Source organism: Streptomyces sp. CA-288835 (genome assembly GCF_050936385.1).
Lineage (GTDB): Bacteria > Actinomycetota > Actinomycetes > Streptomycetales > Streptomycetaceae > Streptomyces.
Genome location: NZ_JBNJMW010000001.1, coordinates 2,569,562 through 2,588,404, shown reverse-complemented (window position 1 = coordinate 2,588,404; position 18,843 = coordinate 2,569,562). Strand labels below are relative to the sequence as shown.

Sequence of the window (18,843 nt, the reverse complement as noted above, 5' to 3'; positions counted from 1 at the left end):
GGATCACGGCAGGGGCAGCGGAGCCGAGGAAACCCTCGTCAACCTGACCGCGCACACCTTCAACTCCGGCTGGAACGACACCGGATCGACCGCGTCACTGGTCACCGCGTTGATGCTCAGGTGGTCCCCGAAGAGATCGTTCCAGTGGAACGGCGCGAAGCAGCACCCCGGCCGGACCCGGTCCGTCACCACGGCGGGCAGCACGGCCCGCCCACGCCGTGAGGCCACTTCGACCACGTCACCATCGGTGATGCCCAACTCCCGCGCGTCCTGCGGATGCAGCTCCACGAACGGCCCGGGGTTGAGCCTGTTGAGCTTGGCGACCTTGCCCGTCTTGGTCAGTGTGTGCCACTGGTGCTGCAGCCGCCCGGTGTTCAGTACGAAGGGGAAGTCGTCGTCGGGCATCTCGGCGGCCGGGATGTGCGGCCGCGCGTGGAACACCGCCCGCCCGCTTGCCGTGGGAAAGGACAGCTTCCCGTCCCCGTCCACGTACCGGATGGGATTCCGGTCCGGTCCCAACTCCCGCGCGGCCGGCCACTGCACGGACCCCGCCCGCAACCGCTCGTACGTCACACCGCGCAGATCCCACCCGGTCCGCGGATTCCAGGCGCGCTTGATCTCCTCGAAGACATCCTCCGCGCTCTCGTACCAGAACCCCTTCTCGTACCCCATTTCGCAGGCCACCCGCGCGATGATCCGCCAGTCCGCGAGCGCCTCGCCGGGTGGGTCGGCGGCGGGTGAGGCGAGGGTGAGATTGCGTTCGCTGTTGATGAGGACGCCCTCGGTCTCCGTCCACATCGCGCCGGGGAGTACGACATCGGCGTACGCGTTGGTCTCGGTCTCCGCGAAGACGTCCTGCGTGACGACGAACTCGGCGGCCTCCAGCCCCTCGATGACGGTCCTGCGGTGGGCGACCGAGGCGACGGGGTTGGTGCAGATGATCCAGCAGGCCTTGATCGCGCCGTCCGCCATCCTCCGGAACATCTCGACGGTGCCCCGCCCGACACCGTCCTTCCGGAGCGAGTCCGGGGGCAGCCCCCACAGCTCCTCGACGAAGGCGCGGTCCTCGTCGACGAGAACGGACCGTTGCCCCGGCAGACCCGGCCCCATGTATCCCATCTCGCGGCCGCCCATGGCGTTCGGCTGCCCGGTGAGCGAGAAGGGGCCGGAACCCGGGCGGCAGATCGCACCGGTCGCCAGATGCAGGTTGACCAGGGCATTCGTATTCCACGTGCCGTGCGTGGACTGGTTGAGGCCCATGGTCCACAGGCTCATCCACTCGCCCGCCCGGCCGATCAGCGAGGCGGCTTCGCGGATGTCGGCCTCCGGGATGCCGGTGATCTCGGCGACGGTGGCGGGCGGATAGCCGGCGAGGAAGCCGGGCATCGCCTCCCAGCCCTCGGTGTGCGCGCCGATGAAGGCGGGGTCGGTGTGGCCGTTCTCGTACAGGAGGTGCAACAGCCCGTTCAGCAGGGCGAGATCCGTACCGGGCTTGATCTGCAGGTACAGGTCGGCCTTCTCGGCGGTGGCGGTACGGCGCGGATCGACGACGATGAGCTTCGCGCCCGCCTTGACCCGGTCCCTCATCCGCAGAAAGAGAATCGGATGGCAGTCGGCCGTGTTCGAGCCGATGACGAAGAAGACGTCGGCCTTCTCGAAGTCCTGATACGAGCCGGGCGGACCGTCGGCGCCCAGGGAGAGCTGGTAGCCGGCGCCCGCACTCGCCATGCACAGCCGGGAATTCGACTCGATCTGGTTCGTCCCTACGAAACCCTTGGCCAGCTTGTTCGCCAGGTACTGGGCCTCCAGGCTCAGCTGCCCGGAGACATAGAGGGCGAAGGCGTCCGGACCGTGCTCGTCGATGATCGCGCGCAGCCGCCGCGCGGTCTCGGCGATCGCCGCGTCCACGGGCGCGGGCACCGGCTCCGCACCGCGCTCGTCCCGTACGAGGGCGGTGCCGAGCCGCCCGGGCGCGGCGAGCATGTCGGCCGTGGTCGCGCCCTTGGTACAGAGCCGTCCGAAGTTCGCGGGGTGCGTCTTGTCGCCGGACGCCTTCAGGACCGTACGCCGTCCGTCGGGGCCCATCCCGATGTCGAGGACCATTCCGCAGCCGACGCCGCAGTACGAACACACGGTCCGCACCTGTGCGTTGCTGCTCTCAGGGCCCTGTGCGGCCACGGCGGGCCCTTTCTGGTCGTCTGGTCGCTGCTGGTCGTCTGGTCGGTGTCCGGCGGGCTGTCCCGCGGTTGCCTGTTGATACGCAGCCCGATGCTTGAGCGTTTAATGACTGGCCGCCGTCCGGCGCTGGAAACGTGATGTGCGGCACGACCGGGTCGCGGCCCGTGTCGCTGTTGGGCCGAACGGGTGAGCATGCGCAAGAATTGCCCGGTGCAGGCAATCAGTGCGAGTCAGGTCGGGGGGAGCCGGTGAACGGCCACGACGTCACCGATGAACAGTGGGAAGGGCTCGCCCAGGTCGTCCCGCTGCGCGGCCGCGACGCCTGGCCCTCGGCGGTCGACCACAGGTCGATCCCCGACGCGGACACCGAACCGCGCCGCCGCTTCGTCGTGCTCCGGGTCAATGTCTTCGGTGACGCGCGCGAGGTCGCCGAGACGCTGATGGCCGGTATCCCGGTCCTCCTCGACCTCACCGGCGCCGAACGGGAAGTCGCCAAGCGCGTACTGGACTTCAGTACGGGCGTGGTCTTCGGCCTTGCGAGCGGCATGCACCGTGTCGAGCGGAACGTGTTCCTGCTGACGCCGCCGGGCACCGAGGTGGGCGGACTGATGGAGGGCGCGGGGGTCCCCGGCGCCTGACGATCACGCGCTTGACCTGCTGATCCCTCGATCGTAGGAAGGTCTGGCGGGCGGAACGGTTCGGCAGGCCGGCGGAAGCCTACGGTCCGGATATGACCGTGCCCTTCCCGAGCGCCGCCGCCGCGGATGCCGATGCCGATGTCGTGCCCGCCGAAGACGCCGCTTGTGGCGGGCCGACCTGCCTGGAGCGGCGGCCGAGCGTCACCGCGCTCCGCCTTTCGGCCTTCGCCGCACACCGGCGCGCGGAGTTCCCGCTCGGACCGCTGACCCTCTTCGCGGGGCCCAGCGGCAGCGGCAAGAGCAGTGCGCTGCGGGCTTACGAGGCGCTGGCGCGACTGGGCGGCGGGGCCGCGTTGGGCGAGGTGTTCCCGGATCCTGCCGCCTGCGTTCCGGAGCGGGCCCGGCCCGATGCCGGGCGGCGGCGGGGTTTCCGCATCGGCTGCACGGTCGACGGTCCGGCGGGAGTCGTACGACTCGACCTTGCGGTGCAGGCCGAGCCCGAACTCCGCATCGTCGGCGAGCGGTTGACGACCGGCGGGGTCACCCTGCTGGCGACGGCCCTCCGCGACCCGAACCGCCCCACCGTGCAGGCGGCCTGGCACACCGCGGGCTCGTCCACCGTGACCCGTGCTCCGTTCCCCGACGACCGGCTCGGCACCGCGCTGCTCCCCCTGCGCGTGTCCGGGCGGACCGACGGCCAGCGCCAAGTCCTCGCCGCCGCCGAGCAGATGGTGGTCGCCCTGCGCTCGGTCTTCGCCTGCGACCCGGTGCCGCGGAGCATGCGCGCACCTGTACCGCTCGGCGCGGGACGCCTGCTGCCCGGCTGCGACAACCTGGCCGAGGTGCTGTGGCGTACGCGGTCGGAGTGCGGACGGCGGCATGGGCTGCTGGTGGCGGCGGTACGGGAGGGGTGTGCGGGGCGGGTTGTGGACGTACTGGCCGAGGAGGTGTCGTCCGGCGCCGGACAGGGATCGGTCACGGTGCCGACGGCTCGGGCGGCCCGGGCGGCCCAGGTGGTCAAGGCTGGCCGGGCGTCACCGGCGGTCGGGGCGGTCCGGGCGGTGCTGGACCGCGGCGACGGACTGCGGACGCCTCTGGGACTGCTGGGGGACGGGGAGTTGAGGTACCTGGCCCTTGCCCTGGTGCTGCTCACCGGGCCGGGTGTGCTGGACGTCGACACGGCGGGGGAGGTGCCCGAGGCGCTCCAGACGCTCACGGTTCTGGCCGACGGCTTCGACCGCGATCTGGACGGGCGCCAGCGGCACCAGCTCGTACGGCTGGCGGCGCGGATGTGCGAGCGCGGGCACATCCGGCTGGTGGGGGCCGTGAGCGACGCGTCATGGGCCTCGGGAGTGGACGGGGTCACGGTGGTACACCTTGAGCCGTGACAGAACTTGATGTGGCCCGGCTCCAGCGCAGACTGGCCGAGTTCGCGGCGGCGCGGAACTGGCAGCAGTACCACACCCCGAAGAACCTGGTCGCCGCGCTCAGCGTCGAGGCTTCCGAACTCGTGGAGATCTTCCAGTGGTTGACTCCGGAGCAGTCGGCCCGGGTGATGTCCGACCCGAAGAAGGCGTTCCGCGTGACGGACGAAGTCGCGGATGTCCTGGCGTACTTGCTCCAGCTGTGCGAGGTGCTCGACATCGATCCCCTCGCGGCGCTCTCCGCGAAGATCGACCGGAACGAGGAGAGGTTTCCGGCAGGGGAGTCCTGACGCCCTCTTCGTCACTCTCCGGAGTCATCGAGTTGTCCACAGTCGAATTATTGTCCGCAGATTTCCGGCTTCCTCTGGCCTTTTGCCCCAAGGGGCTTCACTCTGGGTAGTGGCAGGTGGAGTTCGGGCAGGCGTGTGAAGAGCGCGTCGGGACAGACGAGGACAGCGCATGGACGCGGTGCGGCTCATCGGTGCGAGCAGATGTGCCCTGATGGGAAGTGAGGACGCGCGGGGCATCATGGCGGAGGCCTGCCAGGCACAGGCCCTCGCCCAGGCGATAGGCAGCCGCCTCGCCATGTCCGGCCCTCCCGAATTACGGGGCGAGGCGGTGGGGTTGACCGAGCTGGCGAGCAGAGGCTGCAGCGTCCTGGACGTGCCCTCGGCGAGAGCGGGCACCCTGCGCGCCGCACAACTCACGGAACTGGGCGACGCCCGCCAAGCGCTCGTCGACCTCGGCGGCCTCCTGGGGGAGGTGGGCATCGCCCTCGTGAGCATCGCGTCGGCGGCGGACGAGGCGATGTACTGGCAGTGCATGGAAGCGATCGACGCGGCGGACGAGTCCCGCGACAGGGTGTTGGAGATGCTGCGGCGGCTGGCGGTGCGGGACGAGGCTGAGCAGGAGCGGGGGTCTGCGGCGTAGACGCAGTTGATCTCGACCGCGGGCGGTCAGTAGTTCTCCCAGCGGTCAGTAGTTCTCCCACTCGTCCAGCACGTACTCCAGCACGGCCGGGTCCATCAGCGTGCTCGGCCGTACGTCCTGGCGGCGACGGTCCACGGGGAACACCGCGGCGGCCTTCAGGACCGCCTCGTCCAGGTAGCGCAGTTGCGGGGCGTCCGATGCCAGCCGCAGCGGTGGGGACGTGCCGCCGCCGGGGGTGGCCAGGACGTAGCCCCAGTTGCCGAAGCTCGGTACGTCGACCTGGAACTGGTTGGTCGCGTAGCCCGCCGTCTCGATCGTCTTCGCGATCGACCAGTACGTCTTCGGCGCGAAGAACGGCGACCCGCTCTGCACCATCACCCTGCTCTGCGGCGTCAGGACCTGGCCGAGCAGGTGGTAGAACTCCACCGAATACAGCTTGGCCAGCGCCGCCGTGTCCGGGTCGGGGAAGTCGATGACGACCGCGTCGTAGTGCTGCCGGTTGCCGCGCAGCCAGTTGAAGGCGTCGGCGTTGACGACCTTGACCCTCGGGTCGTCCAACGCCTTGTCGTTGAGGTCGCGCAGAGGCTTGAAGTCGCGGCCGAGCCGGGTCATCGCCGGGTCCAGTTCCACGAGCGTGACGTGCTGGACGTCGTCGTAGCGCAGCACCTCGCGCAGGGCGAGCCCATCGCCGCCGCCCATGATCAGCACATTGGCGCGGGAGCCGGCGAGAGCAGGGTGGACGAGGGACTCGTGGTAGCGGTACTCGTCGACGGAGCTGAACTGGAGGTCGCCGTTGAGGAAAAGGCGCATGTCCGGTTCACCGGTGAAGGCGGTGGAGCGGGTGACGACGATCTCCTGGTACGGCGTCGTCTCCGTGTGGACGATCGGGTCCCGGTACATCTGCTGGCGCGCGGTCACCTCCAGGTCGTCCGCGAACGCGTACGTCGTACCGAGCACGGTCAGGACCGCCGTGACACCGGCCAGCAGGGCGCCCTGCACCCAGCGCCGCATCTGCCGGCGGAAGATGAACACCACCACGATGACCCCGGCCACCGCGTTCACCGCACCGACCACCAGCGTGCCCTTCAACTGGCCGAAGGTGGGCAGGAGCCACAGCGGGAAGCCCAGGCCGCCGACCAGCGCCCCGATGTAGTCGACGGCGAACATGTCGGCGACCGCGCTGCCCGCCTCCTGCTTCCGGATCCGCTGGAGAAGGGTCATCAGCAGCGGGATCTCGGCACCGATCAGCATGCCGACGGCCACCGCGACCACGATCATCGCCGGGGTGTACAGCTGGAGCCAGGCGAACGCCGCGTACAGCACCAGCACCGACAGCCCGCCGACCAGCGCCAGTACACCCTCCACGAGCGCGAACGCGCCCACCGGGCGGCGGCGCAGGGGTTTGGCGGCGAGCGAGCCCAGCCCCATGGCGCACACCATCACGGAGATCACCACGGAGGTCTGGAGCACCGAGTTGCCGATGAGGTAGCTGCCCAGCGCGGTCAGAGCCAGCTCGTAGACGAGGCCGCAGGCCGCGCAGAGGAAGACGGCGAACAGCAGCAGGAAGCGAGCCCCGCGGGTGTGCCGGACGGCCGGGGGGCGGGAGGGCGCCGTGGTGGTTTCGCGGCCTTGCGCGGCGGTGGCGCTCATCGAGGGGCTTCGTTACGAGATCGCCGCGCCGACCATGAACCCGGTGCCCAGGTACATGCCGGCCTGGACCCAGGCGGCGGGGTGCGGACGGTCGTCCTGGTCGTCGAGGACGACCGCGCCCATCTGGCCCGGCGTGACCACGCCGATCACGATGCCGACGACGGTCATCACCAGCACCCCGGCCAGGCCGTACAGCAGCGTGCTGATCAGGCCGTAGCCGAGGCCCTGCTCGGACTCGCTCGACTCGATGGCCTTCATGATGACCAGGCCCACGGCGACGGACTGGCTGCCCAGCAGGACGGCCGCGCCGCGGTTCCGGTCGGTCCACACCACGTGGTACAGCTTGCCCGGCGTGACGAGGTCGAGGGCGATGAAGCCGACGGCCATCACGACGAGGCCCACGACTCCGTAGAGCAGGGACTGGCCGGTCGACTCGAAGATCTCGGTCACTGCGTTGCCTTTCTTGGGGCGGGGTCGAGGCGTGATCAGGTGCTGTGCGGGAGGAACGGGGGATGCGTCAGGGGGGTGGTGATCCGGCGGGTCACCGGGCGTTACTTCCCCTACTTGCCCTCGCCGGGGCCGCCGCCGCGGAAGCTCGCGCTGTCCGGGTCCGGCCAGAAGGTGAGGTGCCGCTTGTGGCGGCGGTAGCCGTCGCGGTAGTCATCGATCTCGATCAGGCTGCCGCTCCGGTGCGGCGAGACAGTGACCATGTCGTCGCCGTAGCGCAGGAACTCCATGCTGTCGCCGGAGGTACGGTCCTCTGCCGCCCGCTCGGTGTGGATCGCCTGGGCGACCTCGCTCGGCGTGCTGTTCGAGTCGCGCCAGTCCGCCCCGGTCTCCGTGTACGTCTTACTGATCCACTCGCGCGGGGCCGCGTCGTCGTCCCCGTCGCCGGAGCAGGCGGTGAGCAGGGTCGCGGCCAGCGCGGCCGCCACCGCTGCGCGGACGAGTCGGGCGCTGTTCATCGGGCCTCCAGCCGGCTGTACGTCGATACGATCTGGCCGTTCTGCGGATACGTGTGCCAGGTGCGCCAGACGAGCCCGGCGCCGCACGGTCCCTCGACGGTCTCGACGACCACCGCGGTGACCGCCTCCGGCGAACCGGGAAAGACTCCGCACAGGCTGTGCTCGGCGTCGGCGGCCTGACCGAGGACCTGCGCCACCTCGGCACTGAACTCCTCGGGAGTCAGCCGGCGGGTGCTGGCGCTGAACTCATAATCCCAGCCCGGCAGTTGACGGGCGCAGGTCTCGGGCAAACCCCTCACCGCGCCCTGCAGACAGGCCACCGTCTCCCTCACAGGACCGGCGAACACCTGGTGCGAGGCCCCGAGCAGCCGCAGCCGCACATCCAGCCCGCCAAGCGACACCACACGTTCTGCCAGCGCCGGACGCTCCGTCAGGTCCAGCGAGAAGCAGAGTTGATCCGCATCCGTGTCCAGATAGGGGGCGCCCAGGGAAACGGCGTACACACGGCCCCCCGGTCGTTACTTGCCATGATCAGCGCCCGAGTATGGCACATGGGTTACTGGGGCTTGAGGGATGGGCCGTCACTTTCGCGACGCGAGCAACTGGAACCCCTGGCGTCGACCGGTATCCGGCCGTGCAGGATGGAGGCATGGATCTTCGAATCTTCACCGAACCCCAGCAAGGCGCCAGCTACGACACTCTTCTCGCCGTGGCCAAGGCCACAGAGGACCTCGGCTTCGATGCCTTCTTCCGCTCCGACCACTATCTCCACATGGGCGACGTGGACGGCCTCCCCGGCCCCACCGACGCCTGGATCACCCTCGCCGGACTCGCCCGCGAAACCAAGCGCATACGGCTCGGCACACTTATGACGGCCGCCACCTTCCGGCTGCCCGGCGTCCTGGCGATCCAGGTCGCGGGGGTCGACCAGATGTCCGGCGGCCGAGTCGAACTGGGCCTGGGTACGGGCTGGTTCGAGGAGGAGCACAAGGCGTACGGCATACCGTTCCCGAAGGAGAAGTTCGCCCGCCTGGAAGAACAGCTGGCGATCGTCACGGGCCTGTGGGCGACGGAGGCCGGCCAGACCTTCAGCCACCACGGCACGTACTACGACCTGACCGACTCGCCCGCGCTGCCCAAGCCCGCACAGACGAAGCTCCCGGTGATCATCGGTGGCACGGGCGCGAGCCGTACGCCGCGCCTCGCCGGCCAGTACGCCGACGAGTACAACATCCCTTGGTCGTCGACTGAGGACAGCGAGCGCCAGTTCGGCCGCGTACGCGCGGCGGCGGAGGAGGCAGGGCGTAAGGGCGACGACCTGGTCTACTCCAACGCCCTCGTCGTCTGCGCCGGCAAGGACGACGCGGAGGTCGCCCGCCGTGCCGCCGCGATCGGCCGTGAGGTGGACGAGCTGAAGACCAACGGCCTAGCCGGCTCCCCGGCCGAGATCGTCGACAAGATCGGCCGGTACGCGGAGATCGGCACCCAGCGGATCTACCTGCAGATCCTCGACCTCGACGACCTGGACCACCTGGAACTGATCTCGTCGAAGGTCCAGTCCCAGCTGTCGTAAGGAAAGAAGGAAAGCACCCCCGCCCGTCGGCGGGGGGCCTGCTTTCCTGCTTTCCGTCCGTTCTTTGCCTCAGTAATCCAGTACCGCCACGACCCCACCAGCACAGATACTCGACCTGTGTTCCTGACGATCTCCACCACCGGCACCCCAGGGCGCCCCGCGACCGACCTCGGCTTCCTGCTGCACAAGCACCCCGAGAAATCGCAGGCGTTCTCCACCTCCTACGGCACGGCGCACGTCCTCTACCCAGAGGCGAGCCCCGAGCGCTGCACGGCCGCGCTGCTGCTGGAGGTCGACGCGGTGGCGCTGGTGCGGCGCGGCAAGGGCAAGGGGCGTGGGGGTGCGCCGGACGCCGCGCTCGCTCAGTACGTCAACGACCGGCCGTACGCCGCCTCGTCGCTTCTCGCCGTGGCGCTGAGCAGCGTGTTCTCCAGCGCGATGAAGGGCATGTGTCGCGCGAAGCCCGAACTCCCGGAGCAGGCACGGCCGTTGCGTATCGAGGTGCCCGCACTGCCCGCCCGAGGCGGCGCCGAGCTCGTCCGCAAACTCTTCGAACCGCTCGGCTGGACGGTGACAGCGGAACCTGTCGCGCTGGACGCCGAGTTCCCGGAGTGGGGCGAGTCCCGCTACGTAAGCCTCGTACTCGAAGGCGAACTGCGGCTGGCCGAAGCCCTGCGGCACCTGTACGTCCTCCTCCCGGTCCTCGACGACGCCAAGCACTACTGGGTCGCGACCGACGAGGTCGACAAGCTGCTGCGGGCCGGCGAGGGCTGGCTGCCCGAGCACCCGGAGCACAAGCTGATCACCAGCCGCTATCTGTCCCGCCGTTGGTCGTTGACGCGGCAGGCCATGGAGCGCCTGGAGCTCGTACGGCTGGCCGAGGCGGACGACAGCGACGTCGAGGAGATCGACAACGCCGTCGACGAGACGCAGGACACGGATGAGAAGCCGGTACCGCTCGCCGTGCGGCGGCGGGACGCGATCGTCGAGGCGCTGCGGGCCGCCGGGGCCGGGCGGGTGCTCGATCTCGGCTGCGGGCAGGGCCAGTTGGTGCAGGAGCTGCTGAAGGACATCCGGTTCACCGAGATCGTCGGTGTCGATGTGTCGATGCGCGCGCTCACCATCGCCTCGCGGCGGCTCAAGCTGGAGCGGATGGGGGACCGGCGGGCCGAGCGCGTGAAGCTGCTGCAGGGCTCGCTCGCGTACACCGACAACCGGCTCAAGGGGTACGACGCCGCCGTGCTCAGCGAGGTCATCGAGCACGTCGACCTGCCGCGGCTGTCCGCCCTGGAGTACGCCGTGTTCGGCTCCGCCCGCCCGAAGACCGTGCTCGTGACGACGCCGAACGTCGAGTACAACGTCCGCTGGGAGACCCTCCCCGCCGGGCACACCCGGCACGGCGACCACCGCTTCGAGTGGACACGCGAGGAGTTCCGTACCTGGGCGAGGGCGGTGGCCGAACGGCACGGATACGACGTCGAGTTCGCGCCCGTCGGAGACGAGGACCCCGAGGTGGGTCCGCCGACTCAGATGGCCGTCTTCACGATTACGACATCCACGACGACAGCAGCGAAGGAGGAGAAGGCCGCATGACCAGCAATGACGTGACCAGCAATGACACCAAGGGTCGTACTCTGCCCGTCACCGACCTCTCCCTCGTCGTGCTCATCGGCGCCTCCGGTTCCGGCAAGTCCACCTTCGCCCGCAGGCACTTCAAGCCGACCGAGGTGATCTCGTCCGACTTCTGCCGCGGCCTCGTCGCCGACGACGAGAACGACCAGAGCGCCAGCGGGGACGCCTTCGACGTACTTCACTACATCGCGGGCAAGCGGCTCGCGGCGGGCCGACGCACCGTGGTCGACGCGACCAGCGTGCAGCAGGAGAGCCGTAAGTCGCTGGTCGAACTGGCCAAGAAGCACGACGTGTTGCCCATCGCCATCGTGCTCGACGTACCGGAGGAGGTGTGCGCCGAGCGCAACGCCGCGCGCGCGGACCGGGCCGGCATGCCGCGCCGCGTCATCCAGCGCCACATCCGCGAACTGCGCCGCTCCATACGGCACTTGGAGCGCGAGGGCTTCCGCAAGGTGCACATCCTGCGCGGTGTGGAGGAGGTCGAGAGCGCGTCGATCCGTACCGAGAAGCGGTTCAACGACCTGACCCACCTCACCGGGCCCTTCGACATCATCGGCGACATCCACGGCTGCGCCTCCGAACTGGAGTCGCTGCTCGGCAAGTTGGGCTATGCGGACGGAGCCCACCCCGAAGGCCGCACCGCCGTCTTCGTCGGCGACCTCGTCGACCGCGGCCCCGACTCCCCGGGCGTGCTGCGCCGCGTCATGGCGATGGTCGCGTCGGGCGACGCACTGTGCGTGCCCGGCAACCACGAGAACAAGTACGGGCGTCACCTCAAGGGCCGCAAGGTCCAGCACACGCACGGGCTCGCCGAGACGATCGAGCAGATGGAGGGGGAGAGCGAGGAGTTCAAGAAGCAGGTGCGGGAGTTCATCGACGGGCTCGTCAGCCACTACGTGCTCGACGGCGGCCGGCTCGTCGTCTGCCACGCCGGTCTGCCCGAGAAGTACCACGGCCGTACGTCGGGCCGGGTGCGCTCGCACGCGCTGTACGGCGACACCACCGGCGAGACGGACGAGTTCGGGCTGCCGGTGCGCTACCCGTGGGCGGAGGAGTACCGGGGCCGCGCGGCGGTCGTGTACGGCCACACTCCCGTCCCCACCGCGACCTGGCTCAACAACACCATCTGCCTGGACACCGGTGCCGTCTTCGGCGGCAAGCTGACCGCACTGCGCTGGCCGGAGCGCGAGCTCGTCGACGTACCGGCCGAGCGGGTCTGGTACGAGCCGACGAAGCCGCTGCGGACCGAGGCGCCGGGCGGGCAGGACGGGCGGCCGCTTGACCTCGCGGACGTGCACGGGCGCCGGATCGTCGAGACCCGGTACGCGGGGCGGGTGTCGGTCCGCGAGGAGAACGCGGCGGCGGCCCTCGAGGTCATGAGCCGTTTCGCCGTGGACCCTCGGCTGCTGCCGTACCTGCCGCCGACGATGGCCCCGACGGCGACCTCGCGTGTGGACGGCTACTTGGAGCATCCCGCCGAGGCCTTCGCCCAGTACGCGGCGGACGGTGTCACGCGGGTCGTGTGCGAGGAGAAGCACATGGGCTCGCGGGCGGTGGCGCTGGTGTGCCGGGACGCGGAGGTGGCTCGCGAGCGCTTCGGGGTCGACGGGCCGACCGGCTCGCTGTACACCCGTACCGGGCGCCCCTTCTTCGACGACCCCGCCGTCACCGAGGAGATCCTCGGGCGGGTGCGCAGCGCCGTCACCGAGGCCGGGCTGTGGGAGGAGCTGGCCACCGACTGGGTGCTGCTGGACGCCGAGTTGATGCCGTGGTCGCTCAAGGCGTCGGGGCTGCTGCGCAGTCAGTACGCCGCTGTCGGAGCCGCTTCCGGGGCCGTGTTCCCGGGTGCGGTCGCCGCGCTCGAAGGGGCGGCGGCGCGCGGTGTCGACGTACAGGATCTGCTGGTGAAGCAGCGGGAACGGGCTGCCGATGCCGCCGCGTTCACCGACGCGTACCGCCGCTACTGCTGGACCACGTCCGGCCTGGACGGCGTGCGGCTCGCGCCCTTCCAGATCCTCGCCGTGCAGGGGCGGAGCCTGGCCGCTCTGCCGCACGACGAACAGCTCGCGCTGATCGACCGCTTCGTGTCGAGCGACGCGTCGGGGCTGCTGCAGACCACGCGACGGCTGTTCGTCGACACGGGCGATCCGGACTCGGTGCGGGCCGGTGTCGACTGGTGGCTGGAGATGACCGGGCGCGGCGGCGAGGGCATGGTCGTCAAGCCGGTCGGGGCCGTGGTGCGGTGGGGGTCCCCCCGCTCGAGCGAAGCCGAGAGTGGGGGAACGGAGGGGCGGCTGGTGCAGCCCGGCATCAAGTGCCGGGGCCGCGAGTACCTCCGGATCATCTACGGCCCGGAGTACACGCGCCCGGAGAACCTCGACCGCCTCCGGGGCCGCTTCCTCAACCACAAGCGCTCGCTGGCGATCCGGGAGTACGCCCTGGGCCTGGAGGCCCTGGACCGGCTGGCGGAGGGCGAGCCGCTGTGGCGCGTTCACGAGGCGGTGTTCGGGGTGCTGGCGCTGGAGTCGGAGCCGGTGGACCCGCGGCTGTGACGGTCAGCGGCTGTGACGGTCAGGTCAGCAGACCAGTCGCAGCCGCTCCCGGCACACGCCCAGCCGGACCGTCTGCCCCCAGGTCAGCTCGACCGCGTCCGTCTCCATCCCGTCCCCGAAGGCGACCAGCCGTTCGGACTCGACGGTGAGGCGGAGACGGGTCGCGGCGGCGAGTTCCCCGGCCACCAGTGACGTACCGGTGGCCGGGGACGGCCAGGCCTCCCGCACGAACCACAGCAGCCGTTCCTCGGTAGGGCCGGGCAACCGCAGCCGCGTGCCCCGCTCCTGCCACACGGACCGGATCCATCCGGTCGCCCCGGTCCCGGTGCCGACGATCACCCCGGAGGAGGCCTGGGCCTCGACGACACCCCCGTCGTCCTCGAGGCCCAGGCGGTATCGGGCCGTCTGGTGGCCGGCGGCACCCAGGTAGATCTCGTTCAGCGCCACGAGCCGCTGTGTGTCGTCGGCGACGGCCTCGACCATGGTGAGTTCGTCGAAGTCGCTCCTTCCGGATTGCGTGGACGCGAACAACTTGCCCGCGGCCTCGGGGCGATGGCGCACCAGGACGCCCGGATTGCGGCCGGGGTCGGTGTCGATGCCGACCACCGGCTGCCCGGCGAGGTACTTGGCGACGTTCGCAACCAGCCCGTCCTGTCCGACCACGACCACGACGTCCTCGGGGGCGAACAGGAAGCGGTCCAGGTCGGCTCGTTCCACGCGGGTCTGACGCCAGGTCAGGGGGATGGCCGAGGTCACCTCCGTCAGCGCCTGTCGCGTCCGGCGGTGGCGTTCGGCGATCTCCTGGATGTCCCGGCCACGGGAGGAGAGGAAGAACGCGGCCTGGCCGTGCGTGCCGTGCCGGGCCACCAACTCCTCGTACTCCGTGATGCGGTGGACGAGGACGACCCGGGGAGCGAGGCTCACGCCTGCTCCTGCGTACCGAGCCTGGCGAGCAAGCCCGTCAGCACGTCCGGCGACACCGTCACGCTGTCGATCCGCGGCAGGTTCTCCGCCAGTCGTGTCCCGGTGAGGGCGTGCAGCGTCGTCACGTCCACCTCCGCGTGCACCCGCAGCCAGGCCGCCTGTGCCTGCGCCCGCGCCTCACCGACCTCGCGCGCTCCCTCGGCCTCGGCCCGGGCCAGCCGTACGGACCGGGTGGCCTCCGCCTCCGCGAGCCGCACCGTCCGTGCCGCCTCCGCTTCGGCCCTGACCGCGTCGGCCGCCGCATGCTCCTCGGCTTCGCGCCGTGCGTTCGTCCCTCGCTGGTCCACCAACTGCTCCTCGCGGCGGGCGAGTTCGATCTGGCTGTCCAGTTCGTTCTCGGCGATCGCGCGCTCCCGCTCGACGGCCACCGCCCGCCGCTCGTAGGTCGCCCGGTCCGCCTCCTGCTGGATCTGCTCGCGGGCCGGCGTGCGCAGCGCCCGCTCCACCTCCGGTTCCGGGCGCAGCGCGATGACGCGTACGGCGACCACCTCGATGCCGGTCGCCGGTAGCCGGGGCTCCCCGCCCAGTCCCGCCGCGATCCGCTCCCTCACCGCCGTCACTCCGTCGACCAGCGCCGCCGACAGCGGCGTGCGGGCCAGCACGTCCAGCGCGTGCTGCTGTGCCGTCTCCGTAAGGAGCGTCCCCAGCTGCTCCAGCGGTGTGCCCCGCCACGCGCCGGTGTCCGGGTCGATGGAGAAGTCCAGGCGCGCGGCGGCCATCGCCGGGTCGCTGATCCGGTAGGTGACGGTCGCCTGGACGGCCACGTCCTGGAAGTCGGACGTACGGGCATGGAAGGTCATCGCCAACTCCCGGTCGTCGACCGGGACTTCGGAGAGCGCGGCGGTCAGCGCCCGGAACCAGAAGCTGAGCCCGGGGCCGTCGTGCAGCAGTTTTCCGCCGCGGTGATGGCGGATGTGCGCCGTGGGCGCGCCGCGCAGATGGCGCCAGCCGAGGCGCCGGGTGATGTCGGCCATGAAGCCCCCTCTTTTCGTCATGGAGACGGTAACCAGGGATCACGCTTGTCGTCAAGGTGACGAAAAAGGAAGAAGGTGGGCGGTGGGGTGAACGCGGCCCCCGGTGGTCAAGATGGAGGCATGGGATTCCAAGTCGACTCCGAGGCCGGGCGGCTCCGCCGCGTCATCCTGCACCGGCCTGATCTTGAGCTCAAAAGGCTCACCCCCAGTAACAAGGACGCCCTGCTCTTCGACGACGTGCTGTGGGTGCGCCGGGCGCGAGCGGAGCACGACGGGTTCGCGGACGTGCTGCGTGACCGCGGGGTCACCGTCCACCTCTTCGGCGACCTGCTCACCGATGTGCTGGGGATCCCGGCCGCCCGGGAGCTCGTACTGGACCGCGTCTTCGACGAGAAGGAGTACGGGCCGCTCGCCACGGACCACATCCGGGAGGCCTTCGACGCCATGCCGGCGGGCGAGCTGGCCGAGGCCCTGGTCGGCGGCATGACCAAGCGGGAGTTCCTGGACGCGCACGCGGAGCCGACGTCCGTGCGCTTCCACGTCATGGAACTCGACGACTTCCTGCTCCGCCCGCTGCCCAACCATCTCTTCACCCGCGACACCTCCGCCTGGATATACGACGGGGTCTCCATCAACGCCATGCGCTGGCCCGCCCGCCAGCGCGAGACCGTGCACTTCGAGGCGATCTACCGGCATCACCCGCTGTTCGAGAAGGAGACCTTCAACATCTGGTCGGAAGGCCAGGCGGACTACCCCTCCACCATCGAGGGCGGCGACGTGCTGGTGATCGGCAACGGCGCCGTGCTCATCGGCATGAGCGAGCGGACGACACCGCAGGCCGTGGAGATGCTCGCGCACAAGCTGTTCGCCGCCGGTTCGGCGACCACGATCGTGGCGCTCGACATGCCCAAGAGACGGGCCCTGATGCACCTCGACACGGTGATGACGATGGTCGACGGCGACATCTTCACGCAGTACGCGGGACTCGGCATGCTCCGCTCGTACACCATCGAACCGGGTGTGGGCGACAAGGAACTCAAGGTCACCGACCATCCGCCGGAGCACATGCACCGCGCGATCGCCGCTGCGCTCGGGCTGAGTGAGATTCGCGTACTGACCGCGACGCAGGATGTGCACGCGGCTGAGCGGGAGCAGTGGGATGACGGGTGCAACGTCCTTGCGGTCGAGCCGGGGGTGGTGGTCGCTTATGAGCGGAACTCGACCACCAATACCCACCTGCGCAAGCAAGGTATTGAGGTGATCGAGATCCCGGGGAGCGAGCTGGGGAGGGGGCGGGGCGGGCCGCGGTGTATGAGCTGTCCGGTGGTGCGCGATGCGGTGTAGGCGTACGGGGCTGGGTCGCGCCCTTCAGGGACGCGGGGCTGTGTCCTATCTGCGGCTCCGCCGCGATGGGGGTCCCCCCGCTCTGGGGCCCCCAGGCCCTTAAGGCACTGGGGGAGCAGCCGAGAGTGGGGGAGCGCCAAGCCGCGACGGACCGCAGTCTCCAATGCGCAGTAACAAGACTCGCATAGAAATGCGAAGTCTCGTATAGACTTCCAGATGTCCTTGTAACCGCATGTCTGGAGCGCCCCCATGGCGACAGCCCCGACCGCCCTCGCCGGCCGCCACTTCCTCAAGGAGCTGGACTTCACGGCGGAGGAGCTCCGCGGTCTGATCGAGCTGGCCGCCGAGCTGAAGGCTGCCAAGAAGGCCGGGGCCGAGAGCCAGTACCTGCGGGGGAAGAACATCGCGCTGATCTTCGAGAAGACCTCGACGCGCACCCGGTGCGCGTTCGAGGTGGCGGCCGCGGATCAGGGGGCGTCGACCACATATCTCGATCCGTCCGGCTCCCAGATAGGGCACAAGGAGTCCGTGAAGGACACCGCGCGGGTGCTCGGGCGGATGTACGACGGGATCCAGTACCGCGGGGACAGTCAGGCGAACGTCGAGGAGCTGGCCGCGTACGCCGGTGTGCCCGTCTACAACGGACTCACCGACGCCTGGCACCCGACGCAGATGCTCGCCGACGTGCTGACCATGACCGAGCACACGGACAAGCCCCTGTCGGAGATCGCCTTCGCGTATCTCGGTGACGCCCGCTTCAACATGGGCAACTCCTACCTGATCACCGGCGCGATCCTCGGTATGGACGTCCGCATCGTGGCCCCGCAGGCCTACTGGCCCGCCAAGGACGTCATCGCCGAGGCCCACAGGATCGCCGAGACCAGCGGCGCCCGTATCGCCTTCACCGAGACCGTCGCCGAGGGCGTTGCGGGCGTCGACTTCGTCGCCACCGACGTCTGGGTGTCCATGGGTGAGCCCAAGGAGGTCTGGGACGAGCGGATCGCCGCCCTCGTTCCGTACGCCGTGACGATGGACGTGCTGCGCGCCACCGGCAACGCGGACGTCAAGTTCCTGCACTGCCTGCCCGCCTTCCACGACCTGGGTACGAAGGTCGGGCGCGAGATCCACGAGCGGCACGGCCTGGACTCGCTCGAGGTCACCGACGAGGTCTTCGAGTCGGCGCACTCGGTCGTCTTCGACGAGGCGGAGAACCGGCTGCACACGATCAAGGCGGTCCTGGTGGCGACGCTCGCCTGAGCTCTGCGTCGTTACTCGCTGGGTCCGCGCTGCTGCGGCACCGCCGGCAGCCGGAACCAGACCGCCTTGCCGGACTCCGTGGGCCGGTGCCCGCAAGACGAGCTGAGGGCGCGGATCAGCAGCAGGCCGCGGCCGTGCTCCTGCCACGGGTCCGGGTGGTCCGGGCCGGGGCGGGTGAGACTGCCGGGCGGGGCCGGGTCGGGATCGTGCACCTCGACCTGGCAGCCGGTCGGCAACAGCTGTACGACCAGCTCTATGGGGGCGTCGCCTTTGGTGTGCTCCACGGCGTTGGCCACGAGTTCGGCGGTGAGCAGCTCGGCCGTGTCGCAGTCGGCGGCCTGCTCGATCTCGGCCAGTGCGGTACGGACCAGTGCGCGGGCGACGGGCACGGCCGCGGCGGAGTGCGGCAGCGCGACGCGCCAGGAGGCTGGGGCTGAGGGCTCGTGCAAGGCGGGTCCGTTCATGGAGCAGGAATTCCTGCTTTCAACTATCTGAATAGTACTGCGGTGCCGGCGGTAACGCCCGGCGGGTGTCTTTCTGGACGTTCGGTCTGCTTTCGGGCTGTACGGGCTGTACCCAGATCAACGGCCCGGCTCGCGCGGGAAGTCCCGCTGTTACTGCGCTGTCGCGCACCCGTGACTCCGTGACTGTTGTGTCGAGGCTGCGTCTTGTGGCGTACCAAAACTCACGTATCGAACTTCATGTCGGTTCACGTGCGGAAGCGCGCATACCGACATCCTGG

The 18,843-nt window shown here is 69.9% G+C and carries 17 protein-coding genes; 9 read left to right on the top strand and 8 right to left on the bottom strand.

Annotated elements, in window-relative coordinates:
- Nucleotides 1-3: 3 nt before the first annotated feature.
- On the bottom strand, nt 4-2,178 hold the full coding sequence (locus tag ACQEVY_RS11685; RefSeq protein ID WP_432947542.1) for a molybdopterin oxidoreductase family protein: 2,175 nt from the start codon (nt 2,176-2,178) through the stop codon (nt 4-6).
- A 248-nt stretch (nt 2,179-2,426) separates the two neighbouring features.
- Here ACQEVY_RS11685 and ACQEVY_RS11680 point away from each other — a divergent pair, with 248 nt between their 5' ends.
- From ACQEVY_RS11680 to ACQEVY_RS11665, 4 genes are all read left to right on the top strand, one after another.
- Nucleotides 2,427-2,816, top strand: a complete 390-nt coding sequence (locus tag ACQEVY_RS11680; RefSeq protein ID WP_432947540.1) for a cell division protein SepF — start codon at nt 2,427-2,429, stop codon at nt 2,814-2,816.
- A 92-nt stretch (nt 2,817-2,908) separates the two neighbouring features.
- The gene (locus ACQEVY_RS11675; RefSeq protein WP_432947538.1) at nt 2,909-4,204 is read left to right on the top strand and encodes an ATP-binding protein; all 1,296 of its coding nucleotides are present in this window, start codon (nt 2,909-2,911) and stop codon (nt 4,202-4,204) included.
- A complete protein-coding gene (locus tag ACQEVY_RS11670; protein WP_432947536.1) occupies nt 4,201-4,530 on the top strand; it encodes a nucleotide pyrophosphohydrolase in 330 nt (109 codons plus the stop codon). Before ACQEVY_RS11675 ends, ACQEVY_RS11670 begins: the two co-directional genes overlap by 4 nt.
- A 169-nt stretch (nt 4,531-4,699) precedes the next feature.
- The gene (locus tag ACQEVY_RS11665; protein WP_432947534.1) at nt 4,700-5,170 is read left to right on the top strand and encodes a DUF6099 family protein; all 471 of its coding nucleotides are present in this window, start codon (nt 4,700-4,702) and stop codon (nt 5,168-5,170) included.
- 45 nt (nt 5,171-5,215) lie between these two features.
- On the opposite strand, the gene ACQEVY_RS11660 is transcribed toward ACQEVY_RS11665, so the two are convergent.
- From ACQEVY_RS11660 to ACQEVY_RS11645, 4 genes are all read right to left on the bottom strand, one after another.
- Complete coding sequence (locus ACQEVY_RS11660; protein ID WP_432947532.1) at nt 5,216-6,820, bottom strand: polyamine aminopropyltransferase; 1,605 nt, start codon at nt 6,818-6,820, stop codon at nt 5,216-5,218.
- Between the two features lie 12 nt (nt 6,821-6,832).
- Entirely contained in the window at nt 6,833-7,270 is a 438-nt protein-coding gene (locus tag ACQEVY_RS11655; RefSeq protein ID WP_432947530.1) for a DUF350 domain-containing protein, read from the bottom strand.
- A gap of 110 nt (nt 7,271-7,380) precedes the next feature.
- A complete protein-coding gene (locus tag ACQEVY_RS11650) occupies nt 7,381-7,785 on the bottom strand; it encodes a DUF4247 domain-containing protein (protein WP_432947528.1) in 405 nt (134 codons plus the stop codon).
- Nucleotides 7,782-8,288 (bottom strand): DUF2617 family protein, encoded by a 507-nt coding sequence (locus ACQEVY_RS11645; RefSeq protein WP_432947526.1) that lies wholly within the window; start codon nt 8,286-8,288, stop codon nt 7,782-7,784. Before ACQEVY_RS11645 ends, ACQEVY_RS11650 begins: the two co-directional genes overlap by 4 nt.
- Before the next feature lie 146 nt (nt 8,289-8,434).
- On the opposite strand from ACQEVY_RS11645, the gene ACQEVY_RS11640 reads away from it, so the two are divergent.
- The 3 genes from ACQEVY_RS11640 (at nt 8,435) to ACQEVY_RS11630 (ending at nt 13,542) form a co-directional block, all read left to right on the top strand.
- Nucleotides 8,435-9,358 carry an LLM class F420-dependent oxidoreductase gene (locus ACQEVY_RS11640; protein ID WP_432947524.1) on the top strand — a complete coding sequence of 308 codons (924 nt, stop codon included), beginning with the start codon at nt 8,435-8,437 and terminating at the stop codon, nt 9,356-9,358.
- Between the two features lie 117 nt (nt 9,359-9,475).
- The gene (locus tag ACQEVY_RS11635; RefSeq protein ID WP_432947522.1) at nt 9,476-10,951 is read left to right on the top strand and encodes a 3' terminal RNA ribose 2'-O-methyltransferase Hen1; all 1,476 of its coding nucleotides are present in this window, start codon (nt 9,476-9,478) and stop codon (nt 10,949-10,951) included.
- Nucleotides 10,948-13,542 (top strand): polynucleotide kinase-phosphatase, encoded by a 2,595-nt coding sequence (locus tag ACQEVY_RS11630; protein ID WP_432947520.1) that lies wholly within the window; start codon nt 10,948-10,950, stop codon nt 13,540-13,542. Before ACQEVY_RS11635 ends, ACQEVY_RS11630 begins: the two co-directional genes overlap by 4 nt.
- A 24-nt stretch (nt 13,543-13,566) precedes the next feature.
- On the opposite strand, the gene ACQEVY_RS11625 is transcribed toward ACQEVY_RS11630, so the two are convergent.
- Both ACQEVY_RS11625 and ACQEVY_RS11620 read right to left on the bottom strand, forming a co-directional pair.
- Nucleotides 13,567-14,466 (bottom strand): hypothetical protein, encoded by a 900-nt coding sequence (locus ACQEVY_RS11625; RefSeq protein ID WP_432947518.1) that lies wholly within the window; start codon nt 14,464-14,466, stop codon nt 13,567-13,569.
- On the bottom strand, nt 14,463-15,500 hold the full coding sequence (locus ACQEVY_RS11620; protein ID WP_432955177.1) for an SPFH domain-containing protein: 1,038 nt from the start codon (nt 15,498-15,500) through the stop codon (nt 14,463-14,465). The genes ACQEVY_RS11625 and ACQEVY_RS11620 overlap by 4 nt, the downstream gene beginning before the upstream one ends.
- A gap of 120 nt (nt 15,501-15,620) precedes the next feature.
- Here ACQEVY_RS11620 and ACQEVY_RS11615 point away from each other — a divergent pair, with 120 nt between their 5' ends.
- Together ACQEVY_RS11615 and argF are read left to right on the top strand one after the other, a co-directional pair.
- A complete protein-coding gene (locus ACQEVY_RS11615; protein WP_432947516.1) occupies nt 15,621-16,844 on the top strand; it encodes an arginine deiminase in 1,224 nt (407 codons plus the stop codon).
- 249 nt (nt 16,845-17,093) lie between these two features.
- Nucleotides 17,094-18,101: an ornithine carbamoyltransferase gene (gene argF / locus ACQEVY_RS11610; protein WP_432947514.1), complete on the top strand. Its 1,008-nt coding sequence runs from the start codon at nt 17,094-17,096 to the stop codon at nt 18,099-18,101.
- Between the two features lie 11 nt (nt 18,102-18,112).
- Here argF and ACQEVY_RS11605 read toward each other — a convergent pair whose 3' ends face one another.
- The gene (locus ACQEVY_RS11605) at nt 18,113-18,565 is read right to left on the bottom strand and encodes an ATP-binding protein (RefSeq protein WP_328768090.1); all 453 of its coding nucleotides are present in this window, start codon (nt 18,563-18,565) and stop codon (nt 18,113-18,115) included.
- Nucleotides 18,566-18,843 lie beyond the last annotated feature (278 nt).